Below are 23,997 nucleotides of genomic sequence, written 5' to 3'. Positions count from 1 at the left end.
ACCACCGACAAGATGAAGACGCCCCTGTCGTCGATGCTCGACACACCTGCTCTGTTTGACGCGGCGAGTCGACGCGGCGAGCCGTCCGGCCGCGGAGTTCTGCCTTGTCCCGGTCGGCAGGCTCCCGGCCGACGCCGTCTGGTGGGGTGTTGGCCTCGGATGAGGATCCTGCTGTGCGCCGAGGGCGCCCTGACGATGACTGTGCCGACGTCGACCGGGCTGGCCTGCGTGCAGGAGTGGGCCCCTCCTGGTAGGAGGGGCCCACTTCATGGGACGTGTGAGGGTTATTCCGTGCGCAGGCCCGCTGGGCGCATCATGCGCAGTAGCGGCGGCAGGCTGAGCAGCGTGACCATGGCGACCACGGCCGCGCCCACGCCGGTCATGGTGAGCACGCTCGCCCAGTCCATGGTCACCGGTGTACGGGTCATCTTCAGCAGCAGCACGCCGAGGGTGACGCCCACCGTCGTGGCCAGTACGAGACCGAGTCCGACGGGGAGGGCTGTCTGCCACAGGACGGACAGGCTGAGTGTGCGGCGCCGGGTGCCGAAGGCGACCAGCGCGGAGAGCAGCTTCTTGCGTTCGCGCAGCTGTTCCAGCTGGGAGACCAGCAGGCTCGCTCCGATCAGTGCCAGCACGAAGGCGGAGCCGACGAACAGACCGGTGCGGATGGAGGTGTACTTGGCGTCCTCCTGGGAAACGGACCAGCCGAAGGTTTGTGCCAGGGGGTCAACGCGGGCGGCAACGTTGCGTACGTACTCCCGTGAGTCCGGCACCGAGGGGTCCAGACGCAGGTAGACACCGTCCGAGATCACCGCGGGCGCGGCCTTGTGGGGCAGGGCGGCGGGGGTGACCAGCAGACTGTCGTAGTCCTGCAGTGAGTCCTTGCGCGCGTTCACCTCCCGAATGTTCGCCGGAACGGTCCAGGCCACCTCGAGGCCCCGTTCGGCGCCCTCGTACGACGGGTCGATGTAGAGCGGCCGACCGGACTGCACCAGGGCGATTTCGGATGCGTTGTTGGGGTCCTCGTAGCCGCTCCGCGTTCGCGTGACGAACACGTCACCGTTCTTGCAGGAGGGCAATGTGGCGAGTTCGCGCAGGGCGGCGCAGTTACCCACGGTCAAGCCGCGGCTGTTCTCCGGGTCGCGACGTGTGTCCCCGTACTGGGAGCTGGCCAGGGCCACCGCGGCCTTGACGCCCTTGGTGCCGGTGAATTCGCGCTCGATGCCGGACAGCGGCTTGGGGTCGCTGAAGTCGACCTGCATCTGGACCCGGCTGGTGTCCTGGCCGGTGCTCTCGGTGTACTGGCTCTGCGTTCCCGTGAAGAGCATCTGCAGCGCGATGGCCCCGGCCACCGCCACGGCGATGCCGTTGACCATGCGGGCGGCAGTGCCGCTGCTCAGCTGCAGCCGTCGCACGGCCAGCTGCCAGGACAGCGGGCCCTTGCCGAGCCGGACGACGACCGCCTCCACGACCCAGGGCAGCAGGGCGGTGACGCCGATCAGCAACATCACGACGCCGCCGATGACGAGGTACTGGTTGAAGTTTCCGTTCTTGTGGCCTTGACCGATCATCGGGTAGAGCATCCCGAGGCCGGCCAGAGGCGGCAGCAGCCGCCACCACAGCCGGCGGCTGCGCTGCTTGGCCGCGCGCACGACACCGAGGGGTTCGACGACCACGCCGCGCATCGCGAGCAGCGTGACCAGCACCGCGGCGACCGGCACCGCCACCGCGACCAGCGCGGCAAGCGCGGGAGTGGGGTCGAGGTAGCTGGGCCAGACGCTCACACCCAGCAACTCGCCGGTGCCCAGCTTCTGGCGGCCTAGCAAGAAGAAGCCGGTGCCCACGGCCAGGCCGAGCAGGGCTCCGGCAAGCGCCTCGCCCGCCGCGATCCGCCGGGTCATCCCCCGGTCGGATCCGACCAGGCGCAGCGCGGCGAGGCGGCGGTCGCGGCGTTCACCGCCGAAGCGGACGGCGGCGGCGATGAACACGGCGACCGGCGTCAGCAGCACCACGAACACGACCAGGACCATGAGCAGCAGCACCGGGTCGGTCTTCTCGGGCGCCGCGTCCGGTTTGCCGAACTTGGTCAGCCGCGTCACCAGGGCGGTGTCCGTGACCTTCAACCCCGAGGCGCCCGCGTAGTAAGCCAGTTCGTGCGAGCCGATCAGCCCGCTCTCGCCGATCATGCCGGTGATCTTGTACGGCAGGCGCTCCCGCAGCAGTTTCGCGTCGTCCGAGTCCAGCAGGTCCCTGAGCGCGGGGGAGACCACCATCTCGCCCTTGCCCGGGAAGCGGTCGACCCCCGGGGGCAGCGGTGCCCGCCTGCCCTCGGGCTCGACGATCCGGCCCCGGATGTCGTCGTCGTGCCAGGTGGTGTCGGCGTCGGCGATCAGGAGCGTGTTGTCGGCCTTGGGCGGGACCGTCTGGGAGTACATGCTGGCGTAGCGGGCGTCCTCCACCTTGCTGCGGGAGGCGAGCACGTTGGGCATCGCGGTGCACAACAGGAGCAGGGCCACGCCGAGGCCCACGCCGACCGCTGTCAACGTCATTCGGACCCAGCCCTCACGGCCGCCGGTGACGGAGAACCGAGCTCCCAGGGCCAGGTCTCTGGACCACTGCCGGCGCGGACTCATATGGCGCGCTCCATGTCCCGGGACTTGCCGTCGCGTACGACGATCTCGCGGTCGGAGTAGGCGGCCACCCGTGTCTCGTGGGTGACGAGGACGACGGCGGCGTTGGTGGAGCGGGCCGCCTCGGTGAGCAGTTCCATCACGCGCTCGCCGTTGTAGGAGTCGAGCGCGCCGGTCGGTTCGTCGGCGAACAGCACCCGGGGGCCGGTGACCAGCGCGCGGGCGACGGCGACGCGCTGGCCCTGGCCGCCGGAGACCTCGCCGGGCCGCTTGCCCTTCAGGTCGTCGACCTCCAGGCGTTCCATCCAGCCGAGCGCCGCCCGCTCGGCTGCCTTGCGGGAGGTGCCGTTCAGCCTGAGCGGCAGGGCGACGTTCTCCACGCAGGTCAGTTCCGGCACGAGCTGCCCGAACTGGAACACGAAGCCGAACTCGGAGCGGCGCAACGCGCTGCGCTGGGCGTCGCTCATCGTCGTCACCTCGCGCCCGTTGAAGGTGATCGACCCGGAGTCGGGCGGCAGGATGCCCGCGAGGCAGTGCAGCAGCGTCGACTTGCCGGAGCCGGAGGGGCCCATGATGGCGACGACCTCGCCGGGGTGGATGGAGAACTCGGCGCCGTCGAGGGCGTGGGTGTGCCCGTAGGTCTTGCGCAGGTCCTGCGCGGTGAGCAGGGAACCAGGAGGAGAAGTGGTCATCGGGCTACAGCCTCACGGAGTTTGTCGAGTCGGGCGGCGGTCAGTTCCAGCCAGCGCAGGTCGGCCTCCAGGTGGAAGAGGGCGTGGTCGCAGATCAGCTGGTCCGCCAGATCGCCCTTGCGCTTGCGGTCGGTCAGGATGCGCATGCTGCGCAGGTGCTCGGAGCGTTGGGTGTCCAGGATGTCGGCGGCGTCGCGGTGGGTGAGCAGCGCGAGGACGACTTTGGTGTAGAGGGCCGACTGGAGGTACTCCTCCGGCCTCTGCGGGGTCGCCAGCCACTGCTCCACGTCGGTGATGCCGGCGTCGGTGATCGCGTAGCGCTTGCGCTCCGGGCCGCCGCCGGCCTCGATCCCGTCGACCTCGACGAGGCCGTTCTTCAGCAGCCGGGACATCGTCGAGTAGACCTGGCCGTAGTGCAGCGGCCGGTCGTGACCGAACGTCTCGTCGAAGGCCCGCTTCAGGTCGTAACCGTGTCGCGGGCCGGACTCCAGGAGCCCCAAAAGGGTGTGACCGATGGACATGAGCACACTATACACACAACGTATACGCCGCATGTATACGCGGCGTGCATAGCTCAGGACCGGGCGTACGGCCGTGCAGGAGGGAGAGGGGCCCAGAAGTGCGTCGGGGTGTCTGCGGGAACAGCCGGGCCCTCCGGCGACGGGCGGGATGCCGTCGACCGCGGCCGGCCGTTGCTGTTGTTACATGGAGTGGTCCGGTCGGGGTAGCCGGAGGGACTGGTGTCTGAACGGAGGAGGGACATGGACGACGCCGCTTCCGGCAGGGAAGGTATTCCCGTGTCGGAGTCTCAGGCGCGGTCTGGTGCCCTGCTCTGTGAAGCGCTGGAAGGCCTGCAGGCGTCCGCCATCGCGCTCGATGACGACGGCCTCATCCTCGCGGCCAACAGCGCAGCCCAAAGCTTGCTGGGCCGGGACGCCTCGGAACTCATCGGTGAGGACTTCCACGACCTGCTGCACCGGGACAAGCACGGGCACTCGATGCCGCGCACTCGCTGTCAGATAAGGAAGGCGCTTCTCACGAGGAGGACCAGGCATGGCGACGCCGAGTGGTTCGCCCGCGGGGACGGCACGCTTATTCAGCTGTCCTGGCTGGTCACGCCCTCGACACCCGGCCCGGGCGTGGCCGGTGCGCTGACGATGCTGTACGAGCCGAAGCAGGAGGACGTGCACCACAGCGATGGCTGGCATTCCGCACCGCTGACGGAACTGGACCGCCTGGCCCTGCTGGCAGAGACGACCACGCAGCTCACCTCCACTCTGGACGTGGACGAGGCACTGCACCGGCTGGCGGCCCTGACCGTGCCACGGCTGGCGGACTGGGCAGTGTTTGACCTCCTCACCGAACGTGACGAAGTGCGACGCGTCCTGGTGGTGGAACACAAGGACGGCATTCTCGTCGAGCGGGATGACCTGCAAGGCCCGATGCCCCCCGTGCCGGCGGAGTCGCCCATGCCCCTGTCGCGGGCCCTGCGTGGCGCCGCCTCCTCCCTCGCCGGTCCCGCCACCTACCAGGGACCGCCCGATTCGGGCATCGCGGTCGAGCAGCAGCGCTTGTTCACCGAGACGGGCATGCACTCCGCCGTCATCGCACCCATTCGCGGTCTGCGCGACGTACTCGGCGCCCTGACCCTGGGCCGCGCACAACGACACGTCACCTTCACGCCCGCCGACCTGCCGCTACTGGAAGACCTCACCCGCCGGGCAGGCCTGGCCCTGGACAACGCGCGCCTGTACCAGCGCCAGCGCAAAGTCGCCGAAACCATGCAGCGCCACCTGCTGCCCCAACTCCCCGTCCTGCCCGGCCTGGAGATGACCGCACGGTACGTGCCTGCTCCGGACGCCTCATCCGTGGGCGGTGACTGGTACGACGCCTTCGCCCTGGCTCCCCACGCCCACGCGCTGGCCATCGGCGACGTCGTCGGGCACGATCTCGACGCCGCAGCCGGTATGGCGCAGGTCCGCAACATGCTGCGCGCCTTCGCCTGGTCCCACCCCGAGGCCGCCCCCAGCGCCGTCGTCACACGCCTCGACGAGGCCGTGATGCACGTAGCCGAGGTACCCGTGGCGACCATGATCCTCGCCAGGCTCACACTCGGCGACGACACCCTGTGGCACCTGCACTGGACTAACGCCGGCCACCCACCACCTCTGCTCGTCACCCACGACGGTCGGGCCCGCTACCTCGACCAAGCTCACGGCATTCTGCTCGGCACCGGAGTCACCAGACCTCGCCCCGACGCCGTCACCGTCCTGCCACCCCGATCCACGCTCCTGCTCTACACCGACGGCCTGATCGAATCCCCCCACCGCTCGATCGACCATGGGCTGAACCGGCTGCGCCGACACGCGGCCTCCCTCGCCCACCGCCCCCTGGACTCCTTCTGCCACTCCCTGCTGGACCAGGTCCGCCCCAGCGACAACGACGACGACGTCGCCATGATCGCGCTACGCACTCCCCCGCCCGCCCAGGATCAGTGACGCGGAGTGCCCGGACGGGACGGGTTCGTCGAACGGGTCCGCAGTGCAAGCGACACACCTCCTCGTGTGGCCGCCCCACCAGGGGAAGCGAGGCCGCGACGGCGGCTCCGCCGTCATGAGTGCGAGGTGAGCGGCCCGCCCGGCGTTGGCGAATCTCTTGCCGGGAGGCGGTCCGTGCCCAAACGGTCAGGGCGGCCAGGGGATGAGGAAGGCGTAGCCGCGCGCAGTGAGGGTGTACTCGCCGCGGGGAGGCGGCCCCGGGCGGGCCGATGGGGCCCCACCCGCCCGCCACCTTCCCCGACACTTTCCTGCCGTCAGTGAGACTGCCGCTTGGCGTGGTAGCGCTGTGCGAGCCGGGCGAGGGCGACCGCGCCGAGCAGAGGAGCGAAGTCGCGCAGCGCGATGTCGTAGTGCCCCGGGATGGTCAGCAGGTTGACGATGATCCCGGCGAGCCATCCGGCCACCAGCCAACCCCCGAAGCGCGGGGCGAGCGCGACGGCGAGGCCCACGACGGGCAGCGCCCAGGCGGCGTTGATCCACGGCGCGAGGTAGGTAGGCCGGTCCACGAGCAGGTTGGCGAACTTGTCCAGTCCGAACAGCATCGGCGCCACGACGAACCCGGTGCGCAGGATGAGGAACGCCTGGTAGCCGGGATCAGCGAGCGCGGCCCGCTGGGAGGCCTGCGTCCTCCTGGAGCCGGCCTCCTCACCGCCCACCAGCGTGCGCCCATCCTGAGGCGTAAGTCCCCGCCCCCGCCTCGACATCCCACGAGGAGGACGACGTCATGGACGCCACCGGACCTATCACAGCCTCGTCACCGGAACCGGAGCCGTCGGCCAGGTAGGAAGCCCTGGTCCGACACCACGGGGGCATGACGGACCACGGCCGCGTTCACGGTGCCACACGCTCCCGCGGCCCGCCGGCGCTCTGGGCCGAGTGGCCGAAGTGGCCAAACAGGGGCGAGCGCGGCGCCACCGTACGCGCGGGTTCGATCGCGACGCCGCAGTAGCCGGGGGTGGAGCGGGCATTGTTCACGGGGCGCCCGCCCCTTCAGCCTCAGGGCGGGCGCTCGCGCGTGGTCAGCCGGCCTGCTTCTGTTCCCTCAGTTCGTGGACGCTGGCGGTGAGGGTGCCGTCTTGTTGTTCGTAGTGGGAGAGGGCGACGCCGAGGCCGAAGAAGGTGGGCGCCCATTCGCCGACGTAGATGCCCCAGCGGTCGGCGCGGGCAAGGTCTGCGTGGGCTCCAGGTTCGGCTTTGAGGCTGGTCATCCAGCTGAGGACGGAGAGGCCTATGGATGCCATGGCTGCGGTGTACGCGTGTTCGCTGCGGATGCCCATGTCGTGGAGTCTCTTGATGATCACGGTTGCTCCATTCGTGAGGGGTTCGCTGCCCGGGTTCCTCACATCCTTCGCACCTATTCGTGGCTTTTGCGAGTATTACGGGGTTGGCGGATGTCGCGTCGGGTTGATGCTGCTATGGGCTGCTACGAAGGTCAGCCATGTCCCGAACCATCTGGTCCGGTGCATCTCGTTCGGCCTGGCCCGCCAACCGAACCAGCCTTGAGTATGCGCAGGTCACTGGCCTCTTCCGCTAGCTTCTCCACCGGACTCAAGACCTAGGGCAAACCTGCCTCCACGATCCGCTCCCACGGTTTGGACCAGCTCCGCTGGGGGGCGGTTCCTGTGTGTCCTGCGGCACCACCGGGATCTTGCTCTGCTGGCCCTTGGGGTGTCCAACGGAGCGCGGGCCGAAGAACTCCCCGTTGGCTTACCCGCTCTGTCCCCAGTGCTCGTGGACGACGACATCGTTCTCCTGGGGAACGAAGTCCGGGTGCCAGTCGCCGCCCCAGGCTCCGTCTTCGAAGAGTTGTAGGGGTCCATCAGGAGCAACCCCGTGTGCGCCGGCTCGTACTGCGTATCAACCGCGCGGATCTGGCTGGAGAGGGTGCGGGACGCCTGCAGACTTGCCGCTCGCCGAGCAGGGCGGCCTGGCGCGCGGCCCGCGTCCGTCAGTTGGCGATCGGTGCGCTACCCCGGCGTCCGAGGTCCTTGCCTCCGCTGAGAGGACCTGCCCCATGCCGATCAGGGCGTGCGCGCCAGCAGCAGCCACCTGCCGTCAGGGGTGGCGACAAGCCTCGATACGGGAGCCGGCCACGGCGAACTGCAGGGGCGAGCGCATCGGGCAGCCGGGGGCGCCATGAAGTCGACGATGACGAGCGGCACAGCGGCCGGGCCGCAGCGGCCTGTCCACGAACTCGGGCCGTGGCCGGGCGCCCGCGGGCAGCGTGCAGATCACGGTCGTGGCGGAGCCCCGGAGAATGCGCTGGGGCGTAGGAGTCTTCGGCGGCGCAGCCAGTACGCCCCAGCCAGCCGCTGCCGATACATGAGGGGACGGCCGGCTGGGCACGCGAACCGCCAGGCTTCCTCGGGCGGCACGGAGGGCCGGTACGCGGAACGGGGTATGAGCACGCCCGTGCCGCAGCCCGGTCAGCAGTGGTCGGTCCCTTCCGTCCGGATCCCGGATCGGGATCCGGGTTTCCAGGTGCGCAGGAAAGCAGCGATCCGGGGGGCTGTACAGCGCGGGTTGCGCAGCTCATGGGCGAGCGCGGTGAGCTGTTCGCGAGGGGGCTGACAGGGATGTTGCCGGCCTCGAGATACATGACGGCGACCGCGCAGGCCACGGTCAGGTTGGAGTTCTCCAGCCAGTGGCAGCGGCCCAGACTGTGCACCAGGGCGGCGGCACGGGCATAGGCCCCCTCGTGGACGGGTGTGTCGAGGAGCTCCCCGCGGTGGCGGGCGACTGCTGCGATGGGGACGCCGTAGTCGTCGGCGGCCGGGTCGCGGTGGCCGGAGCTTGGCTGCCCCGATGTGAGTCTCGACGGGGCCCTGACAGCTGACTGAATCTGCTCAAGGACCTGATCACCGCCGTCCAACGGGGCTTACGCCGACTTCAGTAGCGCGGCGACGTGCTGAACGGCTGCTTCACCGGCACGGGGCTGCTGACCCTTCAGCAGCCGACTTGACTGCTGGAGTGTCAGAAGAAGTCCAGGAGCTCCGTCAGCGAGCTGATGGAAGGCACGTCCGAGACCGCCGAGTCTCGGCATAGCGCACGTCCTGCATAGCCGAGTCGGATCGCCGCAGCCACCAGTTCCGGATCGTCGTCAACGAACAGACACTGCGCAGGAGTGAGGCCCAGCGCGGCGCTGGCGTGGTGATACATGCGCGGGTCGGGCTTGTTGCAGCCAAGCACAGCGGAGATTGCGTACGCCTCGAAGAACCGGCCGATCCCGAGCCCGGCATGGAGATCGGGCAGGTTGGGCCAGGCATCCGACACCACGGCCATCCGCACCCCTCGCCGGCTCAGCTCCTCCAGGGTCTCCTCGACGTCGGGGTAGGTCTCCAGGAATACCGCCGGGGGAACCTCGCGTCGCAAGTCAGCCAGGAGCTGCGAGCTCGGTTCCACGCCGAGTTGGCGAAGCATCACCCGGTGGTAGTCGTCGTTCTCGGGCGTCGACGACGAGGTGGCGAAGAAGTGGTCACCCGCAGCGATGGCCTTCATGAACTGTCCCGGCGTGATGGACGGATCGTGGTCGAGGACGGTCTGCTCGAAGTCTGCTCGCGGGTTCCAACGGCCGCCGATCGGCCGCATCAGCACACCGCCTGAGTCGAAGAGAACGGCACGGAGAGCGTCGGGAGAGGCTGGTCGAGTCGTCATCCGCCCAGTCTGAGGGCTCGCCACCCTGGGAGACCGCAAAGCGCCTGGCCAACTCCACCGGCGGTGACAACCCGGTCAAGAAGGGGCGCGGCCACGTTCAGCTACGTGCCGAAAGAACCTGTCGCTGGAGCGTCAGCCTGAGGTGGTGTGTTCGGTACTGACCGCTGTGTTGGGCCTACGCCCGTGGCAGGCCGGCAGCCGGACGTTCGGGGGCATGAGTGTGCAGACGCGCGTTCCAGGATGGCGTACCGAACACCTGGGCCTTGTCCTGAGGGATGCTCAGGTGCACGTCGCGCCCCTCGTCGTCGTCCGGCATCGGGGTGATGAAGACATTCCACGGAATGGGAATGGGCGGGTATTCGAACCAGAAGGGCCGCCCACCGCCGAGATCGATCCGGTACATCGGAAACCGTCCCACGTTGTTGACGGAGACAGTGTCCTCGAAAGCGTCCAGTGCCATACGGCTGAGCACCCAGCGTGAGCGTCCCGCCCTACGCTGGGCCACCAGGAACCCGATCTCCTTGCAGAGGTGTCGCTCGGTGACATCGTCGATCGCGATGCGCACGGCCGAGGCAACGTCCGCCAAGGACGCGGAGGCCAGTTCACCCGCCTTGAGCGTGGCCGTCGTATTGGTGACGGCGTTGCCGCCGAAGCCGTCGGGCAGCACATCGCGCAGCGCCGAGCGGATGTCCACGACCATGCCGAGGCGCTCAACGCTGTCGTCAGGCCGCGCTCGCATCTCACCCATGGTCTTCCACACATGTGCCGCGAGGGCGTCACCGGTCGACACCCACTGCCCCGTGCCGGCGAGCGGCGCCGCGGCATGTGCCTTGATGGCGCGCACCTCGTCACCCGGAAAGCGCACGGTGAGGTGGCGTACCCGGCGCGCACCCGCGTTGACCCGCCACAGGAAGCGGAACTTCTCCCGTCGGTTCACAGCGACGTACTGCCCGCTGTGCTGTCTGGCCTCCCGCCCGGCGAAGAGTCCGAGTCCGTCGAGAGTGTTCCGTGCTTCCGGAAGGGCCTGGTACGGGAGTCCGAGGTGTTCGCGGGACCAGTTCTGGAGGAAGTCCATGAAGCCGCTGAGGTCGGTCACACCATGGTTGAAGGTGACGCCGAGCACCGAGCCGCCACCGCGCATGTGGGTGATCTTCACCGTCAGCAAGGGTGTGTCGTGTCCGACGACCGCGAAGGGATTGACCCGGTGCAGGTATCTCTGCAGGTCGGGCTTGGCCGACCTGCAGATGCCGTAGTCGGGCATGCGGAGTTCCGAATGGACCTCGTCGAAAAGCACACCGGCGTCGTTGCACACGACGCCGATGCCGCCGTCGGGGTCGCGTTCCATCCGCCCGGAGAGCGTGGGGTAGCGCACCAGAGTGCGGGCCAGCGAGTCCCGCACCGCCTCGGTGTCCAAGCGGGCAACGTGAATGGCGTGCAGTTGTCCCCGACTGTGCAGGCCACGAAGAGCAACTACACCCGGCTGCACGGCGGTTCGGCCGTCCCGTACCTGGAGTATTTCCGCCTGCCCGATCCGCGCAAGGTGGTTGCGGACGTCCTGCAGTCGGAGCAGGGCTCGTGGTTCCTGCACAAGCGCAATCGCAACATGATCATCGAGGTGAGCCCCGAGGTCGAGGCCGGTCCGGATTTCTGCTGGCTGACACTTGGACAGGTCAACGCCCTTCTGCGCCACGACAACCTGGTCAACATGGATGCGCGAACGGTCCTTTCGTGCCTGCCCGACTGGCGGCATGGAAGCGGCGGTTCGGCGCGGGAACACCGGTCGGCGCTCCATACCGACCTGGAGATCCGCAGCTGGATCACGCGGCGCCGGGCTGAACACAATGTCGCGGTCGATCTGCTCCCCTTGAAGGACGCCGACGGCTGGCGCCGGTCAGCCGACGCGCTGTCGCACGCGCGAGGGCTGTTCTTCAGCATCGTCGCGGTCGACGTGTCCTCCGGGCGGCGTGAGGTCGAGGCCTGGACGCAGCCGCTGCTCCAGCCCCATGGGACGGGCATCACCGCACTGCTGGTGAGAAATATCGGAGGCGTTCGGCACGCGCTGCTGCGCGCCCGAGCCGAACCCGGTTTCCTCGACGTGGTGGAACTGGGCCCGACCGTGCAGTGCGTGCCGGAGAGCTACGCGCATCTGCCCCCCGCCGATCAGCCGCCCTACCTTGCCGAGGTTCTCCGTGGCTCTTCGGCCGGCGTTCTGTACGACACGACACTGTCGGAGGAAGGCGGGCGTTTCCGGCACGCACAGAGCCGTTACATGATCATCGAGGTGGGGGAGGACTTCCCCACCTCGTCCGCGGAGGACTTCCACTGGGTGGCACCATGGCAACTGGACGCGCTCCTGAAGTACAGCCACCAGCTGAACGTTCAGGCCAGGACCCTGGTCGCCGCGCTGCGGACGCTGTGACGGACCGAGCCGACCGGCCGTTGCGACTGGGCGCGCTCGGCACCTCGTCCATCGCGTGGCGCCGTACACTGCCCACCGCCGTGCGCGCACCCGAGGTGGAACTGGTGGCCCTGGCGGGGCGGTCCGCCGAGAAGACCGCCCGCTTCGCCGCACACTTCGGCTGCAGGGCGGAGTCCGGTTTCGACGCACTGCTGGAGCGCCCGGACGTGGAGGCGGTGTACATCTCGCTGCCCACCGCGCTCCACCACACCTGGGCGATGAAGGCGATACGGGCGGGCAAGCATGTCCTGGTGGAGAAACCGATCGGAGTGAACGCTCGCGAGGCACGGGAGTTGAGCGCCCTCGCCGAGGCGCACGACGTGGTGCTGCGGGAGAACTTCATGTTTCTGCATCACCCTCAGCACGCCTTCGTGCGCGACTCGTTGGAGAAGGGGCGCCTCGGCACCCTCAGTTCCTTCCATGCCGCCTTCTGCATCCCACCGCTGCCGGCCGACGACATCCGGTACGCGAGGGACATGGGCGGCGGTGCCCTGCTGGATGTGGGGGTGTACCCCCTGCGGGCGACCCGACTGTTTCTCGGACCGGGAATCCGCGTAGCGGGAGCGACGCTTCGGACCAGGGAGACGGACGGGCTGGACCTGTCGGGGCAGGCGCTACTGGTGTCGTCTTCCGGAGTCCTGGCCCACATCGCTTTCGGCTTCGAGCACGCCTACGCGTCCAGGTACACCCTGTGGGGCGACCGTGCGCGGGTGACCATGGACCGGGCCTTCACCCCTCCGCCGACGTACGAACCGGTGGTGCTGCTCACGGAGCAGGGGCACGAGGAACGGTTCACCCTTCCTGCCGCGGACCAACTGGGCACCTGCCTCGCCTCGTTCGCCGCGGCAGTCAGAGCGGGGGGTGCCGACTCGGCACAGGAGGCCGATTGGAGACAGGACAGCGTGGCAGCAATGGAACTGGTCGACACGGTCCGCCGGAAAGCAGTGCGCGTGACCGTCGGCCAGTAGGCAGAACGCATGCACTCGTCGGACGCGCGGGCAACCGACTGCATCACCACGACACTTTTGGAACCATGGATTCAGAGACCAGGAACAGGAACTCTCGGACCTTCACGCAAGAGGCCAGGAGGGCCCAGATAGTACAGGCCGCAATCGAGACGATCGCCGAAGTCGGATGTTCCAAGGCATCCTTCGACAAGATCACCAGACGTGCCGGCCTGAGCAGCACCGGAATGATCTCCTACCACTTCTCCGGTAAGGCAGAACTGTTCACGGAGATCGTCAAGACCATTCATGAAATCGCCGGAGAAGTGTCCCAATCCCACATAGACGACGAGGACACATACCGGGAAAAAGTCGGCGCATACATCCAGTCCAACTTCGATTTCGTCTCCAGGTACCCGGCACATGCCAAGGCTCTCGCGGAAATCGTCGCGCTCAAGCAGTCTCCGGGATTAGAAGATTTCGAAAGTACCCGGCGGTGGGCCATGTGCGTGGACCGACTGGCCGACCTTCTCGAAGAAGGCCGCAACGCCGGGGAACTCGGGACATTCGACTCCCACACCATGGCGATGGTGATACGCACGGCGATCGATGCCTACTTTCAACGTCACTTCTCCTGCACCGGGCTCGACCTCGGCCGCTGCGCGCGGGAACTGACGGCTCTACTACACGCTGCGCGGCGCGGGGTTCAGCGAGGTGTCCTCACTCCTGATCAGCGCGTCCGCCCCCGCAGCGCACGCGCTCTACCAGGCCGTCAGGCACCGGGAGATCAACGCCATAGGTGTGTTCACCCTCGCCATCCTGGCCGTCAGCGCCCTGGCCACGCTGCTGACCGGGAACCCTCGCACAGCGCTGGCGCGCAACGGAGCCTTCACCGCGCTCGCCGCCGTCTGGCTGTTCGTCACTCTGTTCACGAAGCGTCCGTTCACCTACCAGGCAGCGAAGGCGATGCTGCCGCGCCGAAGCGCGGCCATGGAACGCCTGCTGGCCACCGACCCGTCCTTCGTCCGCGTGTGGCGCGGACTGACGACGCTGTGGGGCTGGGGCCTCCTCGTGGACGCGGCCCTGCGCGTGGTGATGGCTTACACGCTTCCCGTCGATACCGTTCCGGCGTTGGACGGCGTGCTGTACGCGGTTACGTGGCTCGCGCTGCAGATCGTCACCCAGATCACACTGCACCGCACCGGAACCCTCCGCAAGATCTTCGCTGACGGCCCGCCGCCCACTGCAAAGGCACGACAGCAAGGCAGATGACCTGCGGAAGCCGCCGTGACCACGAGCAGCGGGACGCGGAACCGTCTCCCCCTCCTTCGGGAGCGACACGTCATCGACCGCCCAGGCATCCGGGCCGAGCAGCGGCACCATCCGCTCCGCGATCCGCCGCCGCACCGGCACCGGATCCCAGGAAGCACGGGGTGCCGCCGACCGATTGCCGCTCAGGTGGTGGAGGTTGCGTCCCGCTTGCGCTCGCGCAGTACGGCGACGCCGAGCACGATTGCGGCAGCGAGGAGGGAGAGGATCATCTGTTCGCGGCCGTCGGGGTCGGTGAACATGTAGCCGATCACGAAGGTGATCAGAGCGATGGTGATCCACGTCAGATACGGGTACGCCCACATCTTCACCGTCAGCCGCTCGGGGGCGGTGCGCTCCAGGGCCCTGCGCATCCGCAGTTGGGAGAAGCAGATCACGAGCCACACGAAGAGCGCGACCGCTCCCGAGGAGTTCAGCAGGAACTGGAACACCGTGTCCGGGTACTGGTAGTTGAAGAAGACCGCGAGAAAGCCGAAGACCACCGACGCCAGAATCGCCGCCATGGGCACGCCGCGCGAGATGGTCCGGCTGAACCGCTTCGGCGCGTCGCCCCGCGCTCCAAGCGAGAAAGCCATCCGGGAGGCCGTGTACAGGCCCGAGTTGAGACAGGACAGCACGGCGGTCAGCACGATCACGTTCATCACGTCACCGGCGTGCGGGACACCGATGTGGTCCAGCACGGCCACATACGGGCTCTTCGCCACCTCCGGGGAGTTCCATGGCAGCAGTGTCACGACGATGAGGATCGACCCCAGGTAGAAGACCGCGATCCGCCAGATCACGCTGTTGGTGGCCTTGACGATCGCCTTGCGCGGGTCGGCGGACTCGCCCGCCGCGAGGGTGACGATCTCACTGCCCATGAAAGAGAACACCACCATGAGAACGCCGGTCAGGATGGCGCCTGGACCGTTCGGCAGAAAGCCGCCGTGGCCGGTCAGGTTGGCCATGCCGACCGCTCCGTCGCCGGCGGCGGGCAGGACGCCGAAGACTGCCAGGCCGCCGAGCACGAGGAACGCGGCGATCGCGACAACCTTGATCCCGGCGAACCAGAACTCGAACTCCCCGTAGGAGCCGACGGAGAAGAGATTGGTCGCGGTGAGCACCACCATCACGATGAGCGCCCAGGCCCACTGGGGTACGGCGGGGACCCACCCGGTGAGAATGGCAGCGCCCGCGGTCGCCTCGACGGCGAGCACCACGACCCAGAAGAACCAGTAGAGCCAGCCGATCGTAAAGCCCGCCCAGCGTCCCAGCGCCTCGTCCGCGTAGGCGGAGAACGATCCGGAGACGGGGTTGGCCGCTGCCATCTCGCCGAGCATCCGCATCACGAGGACGACGAGGGCACCCACCAGGGCGTAGGAGACGAGGATTCCGGGGCCCGCCGCGGCAATGCCCGCACCAGAGCCGATGAAGAGCCCTGCGCCGATGACACCACCGATGGCGATCATCGACAAGTGACGGTTCTTCAGCCCGGCTTGAAGACCCGCGCCCGAATCGGCGGCCCCGCCCGCGTCCGCCCCTGGGGCGCCGGATCCGTGATGCTCGGTTGTGGTCGGTGGCTGCGCGCTCATGGATGTGCCTCGACTCTCGATTCGGGGTTCTGCCTACGGGTCCACGCGGCGTAGGCGCGCGGTGTCACTGCGGGGAACCGGATCCACGATCGGCGGCGCGACGGTGTGGCGGTGACGGTGAGGCACAGCGGTTCGCTGCGCTCCAAGCCCGGTGCGGACACAAGCGGAGCGCACCTGAACGGGGTCGGCGTCCCTCGGGGTGGGAGGGCGTAAGTGAGTGGCCGTTCCGTGGAATCTAGGTCCCGTCCGTACCCGCAGCCATCGACAGACGTCTAGGATCCGGCAGCCCGCTTTCTTACAGATGTATGACGTGGGCGAAGGTGCAGGGCAGGTCTCTGACGAGTCAACAGTCGCCAGGCAACGACCGGCATGCGGCAGAGTCCAGCGGGCTTGACCCCTTGCCGGATGCGGGCGTTGACCGACTCGATCACTGCGACCACAACTGGTGAACTGCTCACGACAATCACTGGATGCCGACCCGGCCCGGATTTGTGCGCTCATGCACTGTTTGCGAATGGAGGAACCTATGAACCTGGGAATTCGCTGAGCATTCGACGCTCGCATACGTATGTGAGGGCGCGCTTCGCCCATGCCGGAAGTCCTGCCGGCTCCGGAGATGTCCTTGAGAGGCCTGATGAGACGCAACACGCGAAAGAGATCGAAGACCGCCCGCCGGGCGGTAGGCGCGGCGGCCGCACTGGCCGTAGGGGCCGGTGGACTGGTGGCGGTCAACATCTACGCCTCGGCCGACGAAACCAGCGCGTCGAAGGGCTCTGCCCAGAACCAGGCGCTCGCGGCTGGAACCTCGACCATTGACTGCCCCGACGTGGGGCAGCAGTTGACATCGGTGCCCGCCCGGGCGAAGGCCCAGGTCGACAAGGAACTGGCACTCCTCGACAAGCAGATTTCCGAGGCGTACCAGCGCCTCTCCACCTCCCAGAAGGCGATTCAGCAGGACCCCAACTTCGCCCAGAACGCGATCGTTGGCCCGCTGAAGGACAAGCGCAAGGCGACGATCGACCGGATCGCCATCGCCATCGGCCGTGTGGCAGCCAAGCCGCAGGGCCTTGACGCTTTGGCGGCCTGCACGCTGCGCGCCACCGGCAACCAGCCCACCACGGGTCAGGGTGGCAACAACACCAATGCCGGAGGGACCGGCAACGGCCCCGTCCGAGCCGACTTCGTGGACATCACCAAGGTGAAGTCCAATGTGCGCACGCCGGCCAAGTCGGCGAAGGCTTCCAGGGGTGTCTTCGTCAGCAAGTGCGGGGTGAACGCCAACAAGCTGTACAACAGCGACAACGTCATCGTCGCGCCCGGTGTCACCAACGGCGCACACCACGTGCACGATTACGTCGGCAACCAGGACAACGACGCCTTTTCGAGCGACCAGGACTTCGCCAAGGCCGGGACCAGCTGCCAGAACAAGGGCGACAAGTCGTCCTACTACTGGCCGGTGCTGCGCCTGCAGGACGGCACCAAGGAGTTCGACGCCGCCAAGCAGGGCGGCGGCGCCGAGGGCAACACGGGCCGCATTCTGACGGCCAAGAAAGCCACTTTGGACTTCGTGGGCAGCCCCCGCGGCAAGGTGGTGGCGATGCCCAAGTTCCTGCGCATCATCACCGGTGACGCCAAAGCCTTCGTCAACGGCACGGCCAACGCCAACGCCTCCTGGAGCTGCACCGGCTTCGAGAACAAGGTGCAGTTGAAGGACAAGTACCCTCTCTGCCCGTCAGGCAGCGACGTGGTGCGCACCTTCAAGTTCCAGAGCTGCTGGGACGGCACGAACATCGACAGCGCCAACCACCGTACGCACGTGGCCTTCGCTGACGCCAAGGGCAACTGCGCGGCCGGCTTCAAGGCCATTCCTCAGTTGGTGCAACGTCTCGTGTATGACGTGGACGCGCCCAGCGTCAAGGACAACGGCAAGACCCGTCCCTTCTTCTCGCTGGACAGCTTCCCCGAACAGCAGCACAAGCCGGTCACCGATCACGGTGACTTCATCAACGTCTTCGACGCGAAGCTGATGAACAAGGCGGTCCAGTGCATCAACACCGGACGTAAGTGCAGCTGAGTCCGAGTACCGAGCGGTGGGCGCCGCGCTGACGACGCCCACCGCCGTGAACGGCTGGCAGGGCAGGGGAATGCCTGAAGGCGGACCCTAGTTCCTGGTCTGGAGCCACAGCCGGTAGAGCCGGTCATGGCATGCCGCTGCCGGAGCCTGCGGGGTGAACCGGCGCAGAGGGGGTTCGCTGCGCGCCTGCGCCGTTGGCAGGCTGGGCTCCAGTCCCGCGGCGACCAGGGCCAGCAGCGCGGCTCCGCGCAGGCTGGCATCGGCCTCGGAGCTGACGTGCACAGGCCGGCCGAGCACGTCGGCTCTCAGCTGAGCCAACTCGGCTGAGCGCGAGGGCCCGCCGGCCAGTACGACGGGCATGTCGGGGGGATCGTCGGCCATGAGGATGTCCACGGCCTGGCGTACGACATAGGAGGCCGCTTCCTGTGCGGCGCGCAGGACGTGAGCGGCGGAGTGGTGCTCGCCGAGGCCCCACAGCTTGCCCCGCTCCTCCTGGTTCCAGCCGGGGAAACGGCTGCCGGTGAGCAGCGGGGACATCGACAACCCGTCGCTGCCGGGAGGGATGGCGCCCAGTTCGCGGCCCATCCGGTTCAAGGCGGTGGCCGGGTCGCCCAGCCCCAGCAGGCGGGCCCAGTGGGCGAGCGCTCCGCCGGTCATCCCAGTTGCCCCGCCGCACGTCCACAGGTTGGGACGAGGTAGGGGTTGAGGACCGCCGCCTCGGGACGTTCGTCGGGGGAAGCGATCACCCGCGTCAGTACGTCGGTGGTGCCCGCCACGTCGACGACGGCGCCGGGTCGGGAGCCGGCCACGGCCGCCGCGCCGACGGTGCCGTCAGGGCCTCCCGCGGCCACCGGCAGGCCGGGCGGGAGACCCGTCGTGTCGGCGGCGGCCGGGGTGACCGCACCGACGATGTCCGTCGCGGCGTGTTGCGGGGGGGGGGAAGCACTCCGGTCCCTTCCCCCCGGCAGCGAGCAGTGCGGGGTCCCAGGCCCGGCGGGTGACATCGCTGCCGAGCGTGTACGCCGCGCTGGTCATGTCGGTGGCGATCTGGCCGCTGAGGCGCAGTACCAGGAAATCCTTGGGTGCCAGAACCCACCTGGCCCGCTGGTGGAGTGACGGGTCGTTGTCCTTCAGCCAGCGCAGCAGGGGAACCGCCCCGCCCGTCACGGCGGGGCGGCCGGTCGGGCGAAGAGCGGCGGCCGGGTCGGGCCACCCCGGCCGCGCCCTCGCGGACGCCGCGGGAGTCCGCCCACCCGCCGGCCATGCCGAGCGGGCGGCTCCGCTCGTCGACCAGGACCTGACCGACGTGTCCGGCGATCGCGAGACACCGCAGGCGTGGGCGGGCGTCACCGACGTCGAGCAGGCGCAGGACCTGGCTGAGCTCGTCCCACAGGCGCTCGGCCTCGAAGGAGCTTCTGTACGACCCACCCATGGGCCGCTGCGTGCAGGGCCGACCGGGCCCCGGGACTCAGGGGGCCGGACGCAGGGCGGCGGCCGGACGCAAGGGGGCCGGACGCAGGGAGCCGGACGCAGGGAGCCGGATGCAACCCGGCCGAGTCGCCCCTGGGCCGACACTCACACCTACTCCCACCCCACTTGGTTGCGGGCTCAACCAGGCGGGCGTGCCCATCTGACAACCAGCTGATCTGCGGTGTCGGAGTCATGTCGTTGCCATGTCGGAGTGCTGTCGGGGCGCTGTCGGGGCTGTCGATCGGATGTCGGTGGCTCGTCGGCGGGGGTTGGCACCTTTCCAGAGACGGCCGGCCGGAGCTCACCGGCGGCCCGATCCCGAAGGAGCCACCATGCACACCCCAGTCACGATCATCGGCGCCGGCCTCGGCGGACTCACCCTGGCCCGCGTCCTGCACGTTCACGGAATCCCGGTCACGGTCTACGAGGCGGAGTCCTCCCCCTCAGCGCGTGCGCAGGGCGGATTGCTCGACATCCACGACTACAACGGGCAGCTCGCACTCAAGGCAGCCGGGCTGATGGACGAGTTCCACGCCATCGTTCTGGAGGGCCGCCAGGCGCTGCGGGTCCTCGACCGGGACGGGACAGTCCTCTTCGACCAAGCAGACGACGGCACGGGCGGACGCCCCGAGGCGCAGCGCGGCGACCTGCGACAGGTCCTGCTCGACTCACTCCCGGCAGGCGCCGTGCGGTGGGGGCACAAGGTCAGCGGTACCCGTGCCCTCGGCCCGGGTCGCCATGAGGTGACGTTCACCGACGGGGCCACGGTCGTCACCGGCCTGCTGGTCGGCGCGGACGGCGCGTGGTCCAAGGTCCGGCCACTGCTGTCCGATGCGGCACCCGAGTACACAGGCATGTCGTTTGTCGAAACCTACCTGTTCGACGCCGACACACGGCACCCGGCCACGGCGAAAGCGGTCGGCGGCGGGATGCTGATCGCTCCTTCGCCAGGCAGGGAGATCTTCGCTCATCGGGAGAAGGACGACACCCTGCACGCCTACGTGGGGCTGTCCGAGCCGCGGGACTGGTTCGCCGCCATCGATTTCGCCGATGCCGCCACGGCCACCGCGCGGATCGCGCGGGAATTCGACGGCTGGGCGCCGGAGCTCACCGCGCTGATCACCGACAGCGACGTGGCGCCAGTACTGCGCCCCCTCTACACCCTGCCGCCCGGGCACCGATGGGACCGGGTGCCGGGGGTGACCCTGCTCGGCGACGCCGCGCACCTTGCGGCTCCCAATGGCGAGGGCGCCAACCTGGCCATGCTCGACGGCGCCGAACTTGGTGAAGCCCTCGCCGCGCACCCCGACGACATCGAGACGGCGCTCACCGAGTACGAGCAGGCCATGTACGCCCGCAGCACTGAGACCGTCCCCGACGAGATGCCCGGGATCGACTCCACCCACAACACAGCCCAGGGCCTGATCGACTGGTTCGCCAAGAAGGGCCAATGAGCCACTCGAGCCCCGAACTTATGCCCTCGTTACCGCCCTCCGGGCCGGGGCCGGGGCCGAGTCGATGCGCTGACCATCGCGAGCGCCGGCCGAACTGCTGGGCGGCGAGCGGGATGTGTTCGTGGCGGGCTGCGCGGATCAGCTTTCGGGACTGCACGGACCGGCGGGCCAGCCGTGCCCGCGAGGCGGTGACGGTGCCTGCTGTGTCCGTCAGCCGTCTTCTCTGCCCGCCACCCGCACAATCCGATGCGGCTGCGGGCGTACTTGCCCGGCAGTGGCGCCTCATGCCCGCCACGGCGTTCCTGAGGGTCTTCGGTAATTAACTACGCTCACCGCTCGACGAATTGCTCACACCGGCCTGCTTCGAGGAAGGCACTGCACGAAACGGGCACGCTTCCGGAACCCGGGACGCCCACTCGCCCGCCTGAAGGCCGAGAACCACACCCTCCGGGACCGCCTCGCCCGCCAGGCCACGGATGTGGGTCTCGATCGGGTCGCGGATCGGCCCGCGAGGAGGATCGGACCGGATCGTGGCAGTAGCGGGCTGGCGGCTGCGTTCGGTACAGGCAGCCGTCCGATGGTCAGTCGCTACTGGCCGTTCGATCGTCCTCGCGGGCTTTTCGGTTGCTCAGGCGAAATCAGTTGTCGGGCTTGCCGAACCAGCGGGAGAGGTGGTCGTCCAGGTCCTGCTGATCGTCGCCGATCCAGGCGACGTGGCCGTCGGGGCGTAGCAGGACGCAGGGAACATCCAGTGCCGCAGTGGCGTCCGCGAGGTAGTCGACCCGGTCTGACCAGCTGCCGGCGGTCAGGCGGTCAGTGCGGTCCAGCAGCAGGCCGCGGCCTCGATGCAGCAGATCGTAGAGGTGGCCGTGTTTCACGTCGATGTCGGGCAGGCGGCGGCCGAGCAGATCGGGGCCTTCGCCGAAGTCGTAGCGGATGCCGATCGCGGTGATCTTCTCGATGAGGTAGCGATTCACCTCGTCGAAGTCCATCAGTTCGGTGAGCAGCCTGCGCACGGCCTGCGGGCCCGGTTCGGTGGAGTGCAGTTCCATCTGGGCGCGGGTGTTGTCCAGCACGTCCTCGGCGACCGGATGTCGTTCATCCTGATAGGTGTCCAGCAGTGTTTCTGGCGCCCAGCCGCGGACTTGTGCGGCCAGTTTCCAGCCGAGGTTGAATGCGTCCTGAACGCCCAGGTTGAGGCCCTGTCCGCCGGTGGGTGGGTGGATGTGTGCCGCATCGCCGGCCAGCAGCACCCGCCCGACCCGATAGCGTTCGGCCAGCCGGGTGGCATCCCCGAAGCGGGACAACCATCGCGGGGAGTGCACTCCGAAATCGGTTCCGGCGATGGTGCGCAGCTGTTGTCTGAACTCCTCGAGGGTGGGGAGTTCCGCACGATCGCTGACTCCCGCGGCGGGGACTACGACGCTATAGGCCCCTTCGCCGAAGGGCCTGAGCCAGAATCGCTTGTTGGTCTCGCCGATTTCGGTCACCTTGGCGGCGATCTCCTTCTGCGGGACACCCACTTCCATCTCGCCCATCAGCGTCTCGGTCCGCGAGGGCTCACCGGGGAAGCCGACACCGAGCAGTTTGCGCACCGTACTGCGCCCGCCGTCACAGCCCACGAGATAGCGCGAACGCAGTTGTTCGCCGTCGGCCAGCTCGACGGTCACACCCTCGTCGTCCTGCTCGAAGTCGGCCACCGCACAACCGCGCCGGATCTGCGCACCCAGTTGGGTCGCATGTTCCTCGAGCAGGTGAATGATGACCGGCTGCGGGATGCCCAGCAGATAGGCGTGCGCGGAGTCCAGGCCCTGGGGCGCGGGCTTGTTGATGGCGGCGAAGAATCCGCCGGCCGGACGCTGTCTGCCGTGTTCGCGAATGCGATCCAGCAGTCCACGCATCGCCAACAGCTCGAGACTGCGAATGTGCAGACCGACGATGCGGACGAAGGACACGGGCTCGGTTTCCTTCTCCAGAACGAGTACCCGCACATCGTGCAGCCGCAGTTCGGCGGCCAGCATCGCGCCGGTCGGCCCGCACCCGGCAATGATCACGTCGAACATGAGAGGCGCGCGATCCGCGCCGGAGGCCGACGACCGGAGTCCCGGGACGTCGCTCACGGTGAAGCCGCGCTCGACCGTATCGTTCGACGACGGCTCGGCGGTGAACTGCTGAGAGTCCATAGGTGTTGCCTTTCGGGAGTGCCTTGTTGGCGAGGCACTCCCGGCGACACCTACGTCAGTCGCCCGACCGTGACGGGAAGGGGGAGCACCCACATCGATACAACGTTCATGGGTCTCACCTCCTCGGGCGGTGTCACTGTCAACCGCAAGCTACAAGCCCGAGCATCACCCCGTCCATTCCTTTCCCGGCCACGTGATCACAACTCCACACGGGGCCCGTGCGGTTGCAGGGCGAAGCCGTCGTGGCAGCACGAGCAGGGTGCCCCGCCGCCCCGCGCGGCTACTTTGCACCGTGGGCCAGAGGCGACCCGCACGTTCAGGCGCCGCTCCGTTGCCTTTCGGTGCTCTTCGGCGAGTACTACTGGGAGTCCTGCGGTGCGTCGGTGCGCTGCAGCATGGTGAGCCACTGGGCCACGACGGCGTCGATGAAGGTGTCGGTGACCTGGCCGCGGTCGAGGAAGAGCCGGGCGAGGACGGGCCCGTACAGCAGGGTGAACTCGTCTTCGCCGATCTGGACGCCCGCAGGCTCCAGCAGCCTGTTGAAGCCGGCGTGGCGGTCTTCGCCGATGCGGGCGAGTGCCCGGGCGCTGTCGGGGTCGTGGTCGGCCTGGGCGGTGACGGCCAGGGCCGCGGTGCGTACGGCCGGCACGCTGACTCCGGCGCGCAGGCTCTTGAGCCAGGCGGTGGCCACGGCGCCCACATCGCTGCCCGGTTCGGGGTAGGTGCCCAGGTCGGGGCCTTCGAGGACGAGGTCGAAGAGCAGTGCGGCCCGGGTGGGCCAGTGCCGGTAGAGGGTCTGGCGGGTGACGTCGGCCCGCTCGGCCAGCAGGGCGTAGGTCAGTCCCGCCGGTCCGACCTGAGGCAGCAGTTCTCGCGCGACGGCCAGCACGCGGTTGCGGGTGCGCTGCACGCGCGGGTTGCCCGGGGTGGGCTGTCGGCGGTGGAGGGGCTGCTTCATGCCGCCACCCTACCGGCACATC

19 protein-coding genes and 3 pseudogenes are annotated in these 23,997 nt (G+C 68.4%); 7 read left to right on the top strand and 15 right to left on the bottom strand.

The genetic code is table 11. The annotated features are described in order from the left end of the window. Nucleotides 1-284: 284 nt before the first annotated feature. The 3 genes from OHA64_RS47125 to OHA64_RS47115 are packed head-to-tail and all read right to left on the bottom strand — an operon-like array spanning nt 285 to nt 3,843. Nucleotides 285-2,633 carry an ABC transporter permease gene (locus OHA64_RS47125; protein ID WP_405623507.1) on the bottom strand — a complete coding sequence of 783 codons (2,349 nt, stop codon included), beginning with the start codon at nt 2,631-2,633 and terminating at the stop codon, nt 285-287. Beyond that, on the bottom strand, nt 2,630-3,322 hold the full coding sequence (locus tag OHA64_RS47120) for an ABC transporter ATP-binding protein (protein ID WP_405623505.1): 693 nt from the start codon (nt 3,320-3,322) through the stop codon (nt 2,630-2,632). Before OHA64_RS47120 ends, OHA64_RS47125 begins: the two co-directional genes overlap by 4 nt. Beyond that, complete coding sequence (locus tag OHA64_RS47115) at nt 3,319-3,843, bottom strand: PadR family transcriptional regulator (protein ID WP_405623503.1); 525 nt, start codon at nt 3,841-3,843, stop codon at nt 3,319-3,321. The genes OHA64_RS47120 and OHA64_RS47115 overlap by 4 nt, the downstream gene beginning before the upstream one ends. A gap of 240 nt (nt 3,844-4,083) precedes the next feature. Here OHA64_RS47115 and OHA64_RS47110 point away from each other — a divergent pair, with 240 nt between their 5' ends. Further along, on the top strand, nt 4,084-5,820 hold the full coding sequence (locus OHA64_RS47110; RefSeq protein WP_405623502.1) for a SpoIIE family protein phosphatase: 1,737 nt from the start codon (nt 4,084-4,086) through the stop codon (nt 5,818-5,820). Between the two features lie 314 nt (nt 5,821-6,134). Here OHA64_RS47110 and OHA64_RS47105 read toward each other — a convergent pair whose 3' ends face one another. The 5 genes and pseudogenes from OHA64_RS47105 to OHA64_RS47085 all read right to left on the bottom strand — a co-directional run bounded on the left by OHA64_RS47105 (nt 6,135) and on the right by OHA64_RS47085 (nt 10,948). Beyond that, nucleotides 6,135-6,536, bottom strand: a complete 402-nt coding sequence (locus tag OHA64_RS47105; RefSeq protein WP_405623501.1) for a hypothetical protein — start codon at nt 6,534-6,536, stop codon at nt 6,135-6,137. Between the two features lie 363 nt (nt 6,537-6,899). Continuing rightward, nucleotides 6,900-7,181 (bottom strand): hypothetical protein, encoded by a 282-nt coding sequence (locus OHA64_RS47100; RefSeq protein WP_405623499.1) that lies wholly within the window; start codon nt 7,179-7,181, stop codon nt 6,900-6,902. Nucleotides 7,182-8,306: 1,125 nt separating this feature from the next. Beyond that, a pseudogene (locus tag OHA64_RS47095) lies at nt 8,307-8,722 on the bottom strand (fic family toxin-antitoxin system, toxin component). A 131-nt stretch (nt 8,723-8,853) separates the two neighbouring features. Next, nucleotides 8,854-9,468 (bottom strand): HAD family hydrolase, encoded by a 615-nt coding sequence (locus OHA64_RS47090; RefSeq protein ID WP_405624411.1) that lies wholly within the window; start codon nt 9,466-9,468, stop codon nt 8,854-8,856. 241 nt (nt 9,469-9,709) lie between these two features. After that, nucleotides 9,710-10,948 (bottom strand): acyltransferase, encoded by a 1,239-nt coding sequence (locus tag OHA64_RS47085; protein WP_405623498.1) that lies wholly within the window; start codon nt 10,946-10,948, stop codon nt 9,710-9,712. 18 nt (nt 10,949-10,966) lie between these two features. On the opposite strand from OHA64_RS47085, the gene OHA64_RS47080 reads away from it, so the two are divergent. The 4 genes and pseudogenes from OHA64_RS47080 (at nt 10,967) to OHA64_RS47065 (ending at nt 14,208) form a co-directional block, all read left to right on the top strand. Beyond that, entirely contained in the window at nt 10,967-11,953 is a 987-nt protein-coding gene (locus tag OHA64_RS47080) for an NDP-hexose 2,3-dehydratase family protein (RefSeq protein WP_405623496.1), read from the top strand. Continuing rightward, nucleotides 11,950-12,960 carry a Gfo/Idh/MocA family protein gene (locus OHA64_RS47075; protein ID WP_405623495.1) on the top strand — a complete coding sequence of 337 codons (1,011 nt, stop codon included), beginning with the start codon at nt 11,950-11,952 and terminating at the stop codon, nt 12,958-12,960. Before OHA64_RS47080 ends, OHA64_RS47075 begins: the two co-directional genes overlap by 4 nt. A 65-nt stretch (nt 12,961-13,025) precedes the next feature. Further along, nucleotides 13,026-13,220 (top strand): annotated as a pseudogene (locus tag OHA64_RS47070) (TetR family transcriptional regulator); the annotation flags it as partial. A gap of 406 nt (nt 13,221-13,626) precedes the next feature. Then, nucleotides 13,627-14,208, top strand: a complete 582-nt coding sequence (locus tag OHA64_RS47065) for a VC0807 family protein (protein WP_405624409.1) — start codon at nt 13,627-13,629, stop codon at nt 14,206-14,208. 45 nt (nt 14,209-14,253) lie between these two features. Here OHA64_RS47065 and OHA64_RS47060 read toward each other — a convergent pair. Continuing rightward, nucleotides 14,254-14,367, bottom strand: a pseudogene (locus OHA64_RS47060) (transposase); the annotation flags it as partial. 23 nt (nt 14,368-14,390) lie between these two features. After that, nucleotides 14,391-15,836 carry an amino acid permease gene (locus OHA64_RS47055; protein WP_405623494.1) on the bottom strand — a complete coding sequence of 482 codons (1,446 nt, stop codon included), beginning with the start codon at nt 15,834-15,836 and terminating at the stop codon, nt 14,391-14,393. A gap of 634 nt (nt 15,837-16,470) precedes the next feature. On the opposite strand from OHA64_RS47055, the gene OHA64_RS47050 reads away from it, so the two are divergent. Further along, entirely contained in the window at nt 16,471-17,910 is a 1,440-nt protein-coding gene (locus OHA64_RS47050; protein ID WP_405623493.1) for a DUF1996 domain-containing protein, read from the top strand. Between the two features lie 87 nt (nt 17,911-17,997). On the opposite strand, the gene OHA64_RS47045 is transcribed toward OHA64_RS47050, so the two are convergent. The 3 genes from OHA64_RS47045 to OHA64_RS47035 are packed head-to-tail and all read right to left on the bottom strand — an operon-like array spanning nt 17,998 to nt 19,077. Then, entirely contained in the window at nt 17,998-18,567 is a 570-nt protein-coding gene (locus OHA64_RS47045) for an FGGY-family carbohydrate kinase (protein WP_405623492.1), read from the bottom strand. Next, on the bottom strand, nt 18,564-18,719 hold the full coding sequence (locus OHA64_RS47040) for a hypothetical protein (RefSeq protein WP_405623491.1): 156 nt from the start codon (nt 18,717-18,719) through the stop codon (nt 18,564-18,566). Before OHA64_RS47040 ends, OHA64_RS47045 begins: the two co-directional genes overlap by 4 nt. 22 nt (nt 18,720-18,741) lie before the next feature. Continuing rightward, nucleotides 18,742-19,077, bottom strand: a complete 336-nt coding sequence (locus OHA64_RS47035) for an FGGY family carbohydrate kinase (protein ID WP_405623490.1) — start codon at nt 19,075-19,077, stop codon at nt 18,742-18,744. A 635-nt stretch (nt 19,078-19,712) separates the two neighbouring features. Between OHA64_RS47035 and OHA64_RS47030 the strand changes: the two genes are divergently transcribed. Next, a complete protein-coding gene (locus OHA64_RS47030; protein WP_405623489.1) occupies nt 19,713-20,834 on the top strand; it encodes an FAD-dependent oxidoreductase in 1,122 nt (373 codons plus the stop codon). Between the two features lie 638 nt (nt 20,835-21,472). Here OHA64_RS47030 and rox read toward each other — a convergent pair. Together rox and OHA64_RS47020 are read right to left on the bottom strand one after the other, a co-directional pair. Next, nucleotides 21,473-23,017 (bottom strand): rifampin monooxygenase, encoded by a 1,545-nt coding sequence (gene rox, locus OHA64_RS47025; RefSeq protein WP_405623488.1) that lies wholly within the window; start codon nt 23,015-23,017, stop codon nt 21,473-21,475. A 358-nt stretch (nt 23,018-23,375) separates the two neighbouring features. Next, entirely contained in the window at nt 23,376-23,975 is a 600-nt protein-coding gene (locus tag OHA64_RS47020) for a TetR/AcrR family transcriptional regulator (protein ID WP_405623487.1), read from the bottom strand. Nucleotides 23,976-23,997: the final 22 nt, after the last annotated feature.

The organism is Streptomyces sp. NBC_00076 (assembly GCF_045041235.1).
In the GTDB taxonomy this organism is placed as follows: Bacteria; Actinomycetota; Actinomycetes; order Streptomycetales; family Streptomycetaceae; genus Streptomyces.
Note: the sequence above shows the minus strand (reverse complement) of the source record. Positions and strands in the feature narration are given on the sequence as shown.

Excerpts from the sequence above, each read along its gene's own strand:
- OHA64_RS47125 (WP_405623507.1), bottom strand. The coding sequence starts at position 2,633 with ATGAGTCCGCGCCGGCAGTGGTCCAGAGACCTGGCCCTGGGAGCTCGG.
- OHA64_RS47120 (WP_405623505.1), bottom strand. The coding sequence starts at position 3,322 with ATGACCACTTCTCCTCCTGGTTCCCTGCTCACCGCGCAGGACCTGCGC.
- OHA64_RS47115 (WP_405623503.1), bottom strand. The coding sequence starts at position 3,843 with ATGTCCATCGGTCACACCCTTTTGGGGCTCCTGGAGTCCGGCCCGCGA.
- OHA64_RS47110 (WP_405623502.1), top strand. The coding sequence starts at position 4,084 with ATGGACGACGCCGCTTCCGGCAGGGAAGGTATTCCCGTGTCGGAGTCT.
- OHA64_RS47090 (WP_405624411.1), bottom strand. The coding sequence starts at position 9,468 with ATGCGGCCGATCGGCGGCCGTTGGAACCCGCGAGCAGACTTCGAGCAG.
- OHA64_RS47055 (WP_405623494.1), bottom strand. The coding sequence starts at position 15,836 with ATGAGCGCGCAGCCACCGACCACAACCGAGCATCACGGATCCGGCGCC.
- OHA64_RS47050 (WP_405623493.1), top strand. The coding sequence starts at position 16,471 with ATGAGACGCAACACGCGAAAGAGATCGAAGACCGCCCGCCGGGCGGTA.
- OHA64_RS47045 (WP_405623492.1), bottom strand. The coding sequence starts at position 18,567 with ATGACCGGCGGAGCGCTCGCCCACTGGGCCCGCCTGCTGGGGCTGGGC.
- OHA64_RS47030 (WP_405623489.1), top strand. The coding sequence starts at position 19,713 with ATGCACACCCCAGTCACGATCATCGGCGCCGGCCTCGGCGGACTCACC.
- rox (WP_405623488.1), bottom strand. The coding sequence starts at position 23,017 with ATGGACTCTCAGCAGTTCACCGCCGAGCCGTCGTCGAACGATACGGTC.
- OHA64_RS47020 (WP_405623487.1), bottom strand. The coding sequence starts at position 23,975 with ATGAAGCAGCCCCTCCACCGCCGACAGCCCACCCCGGGCAACCCGCGC.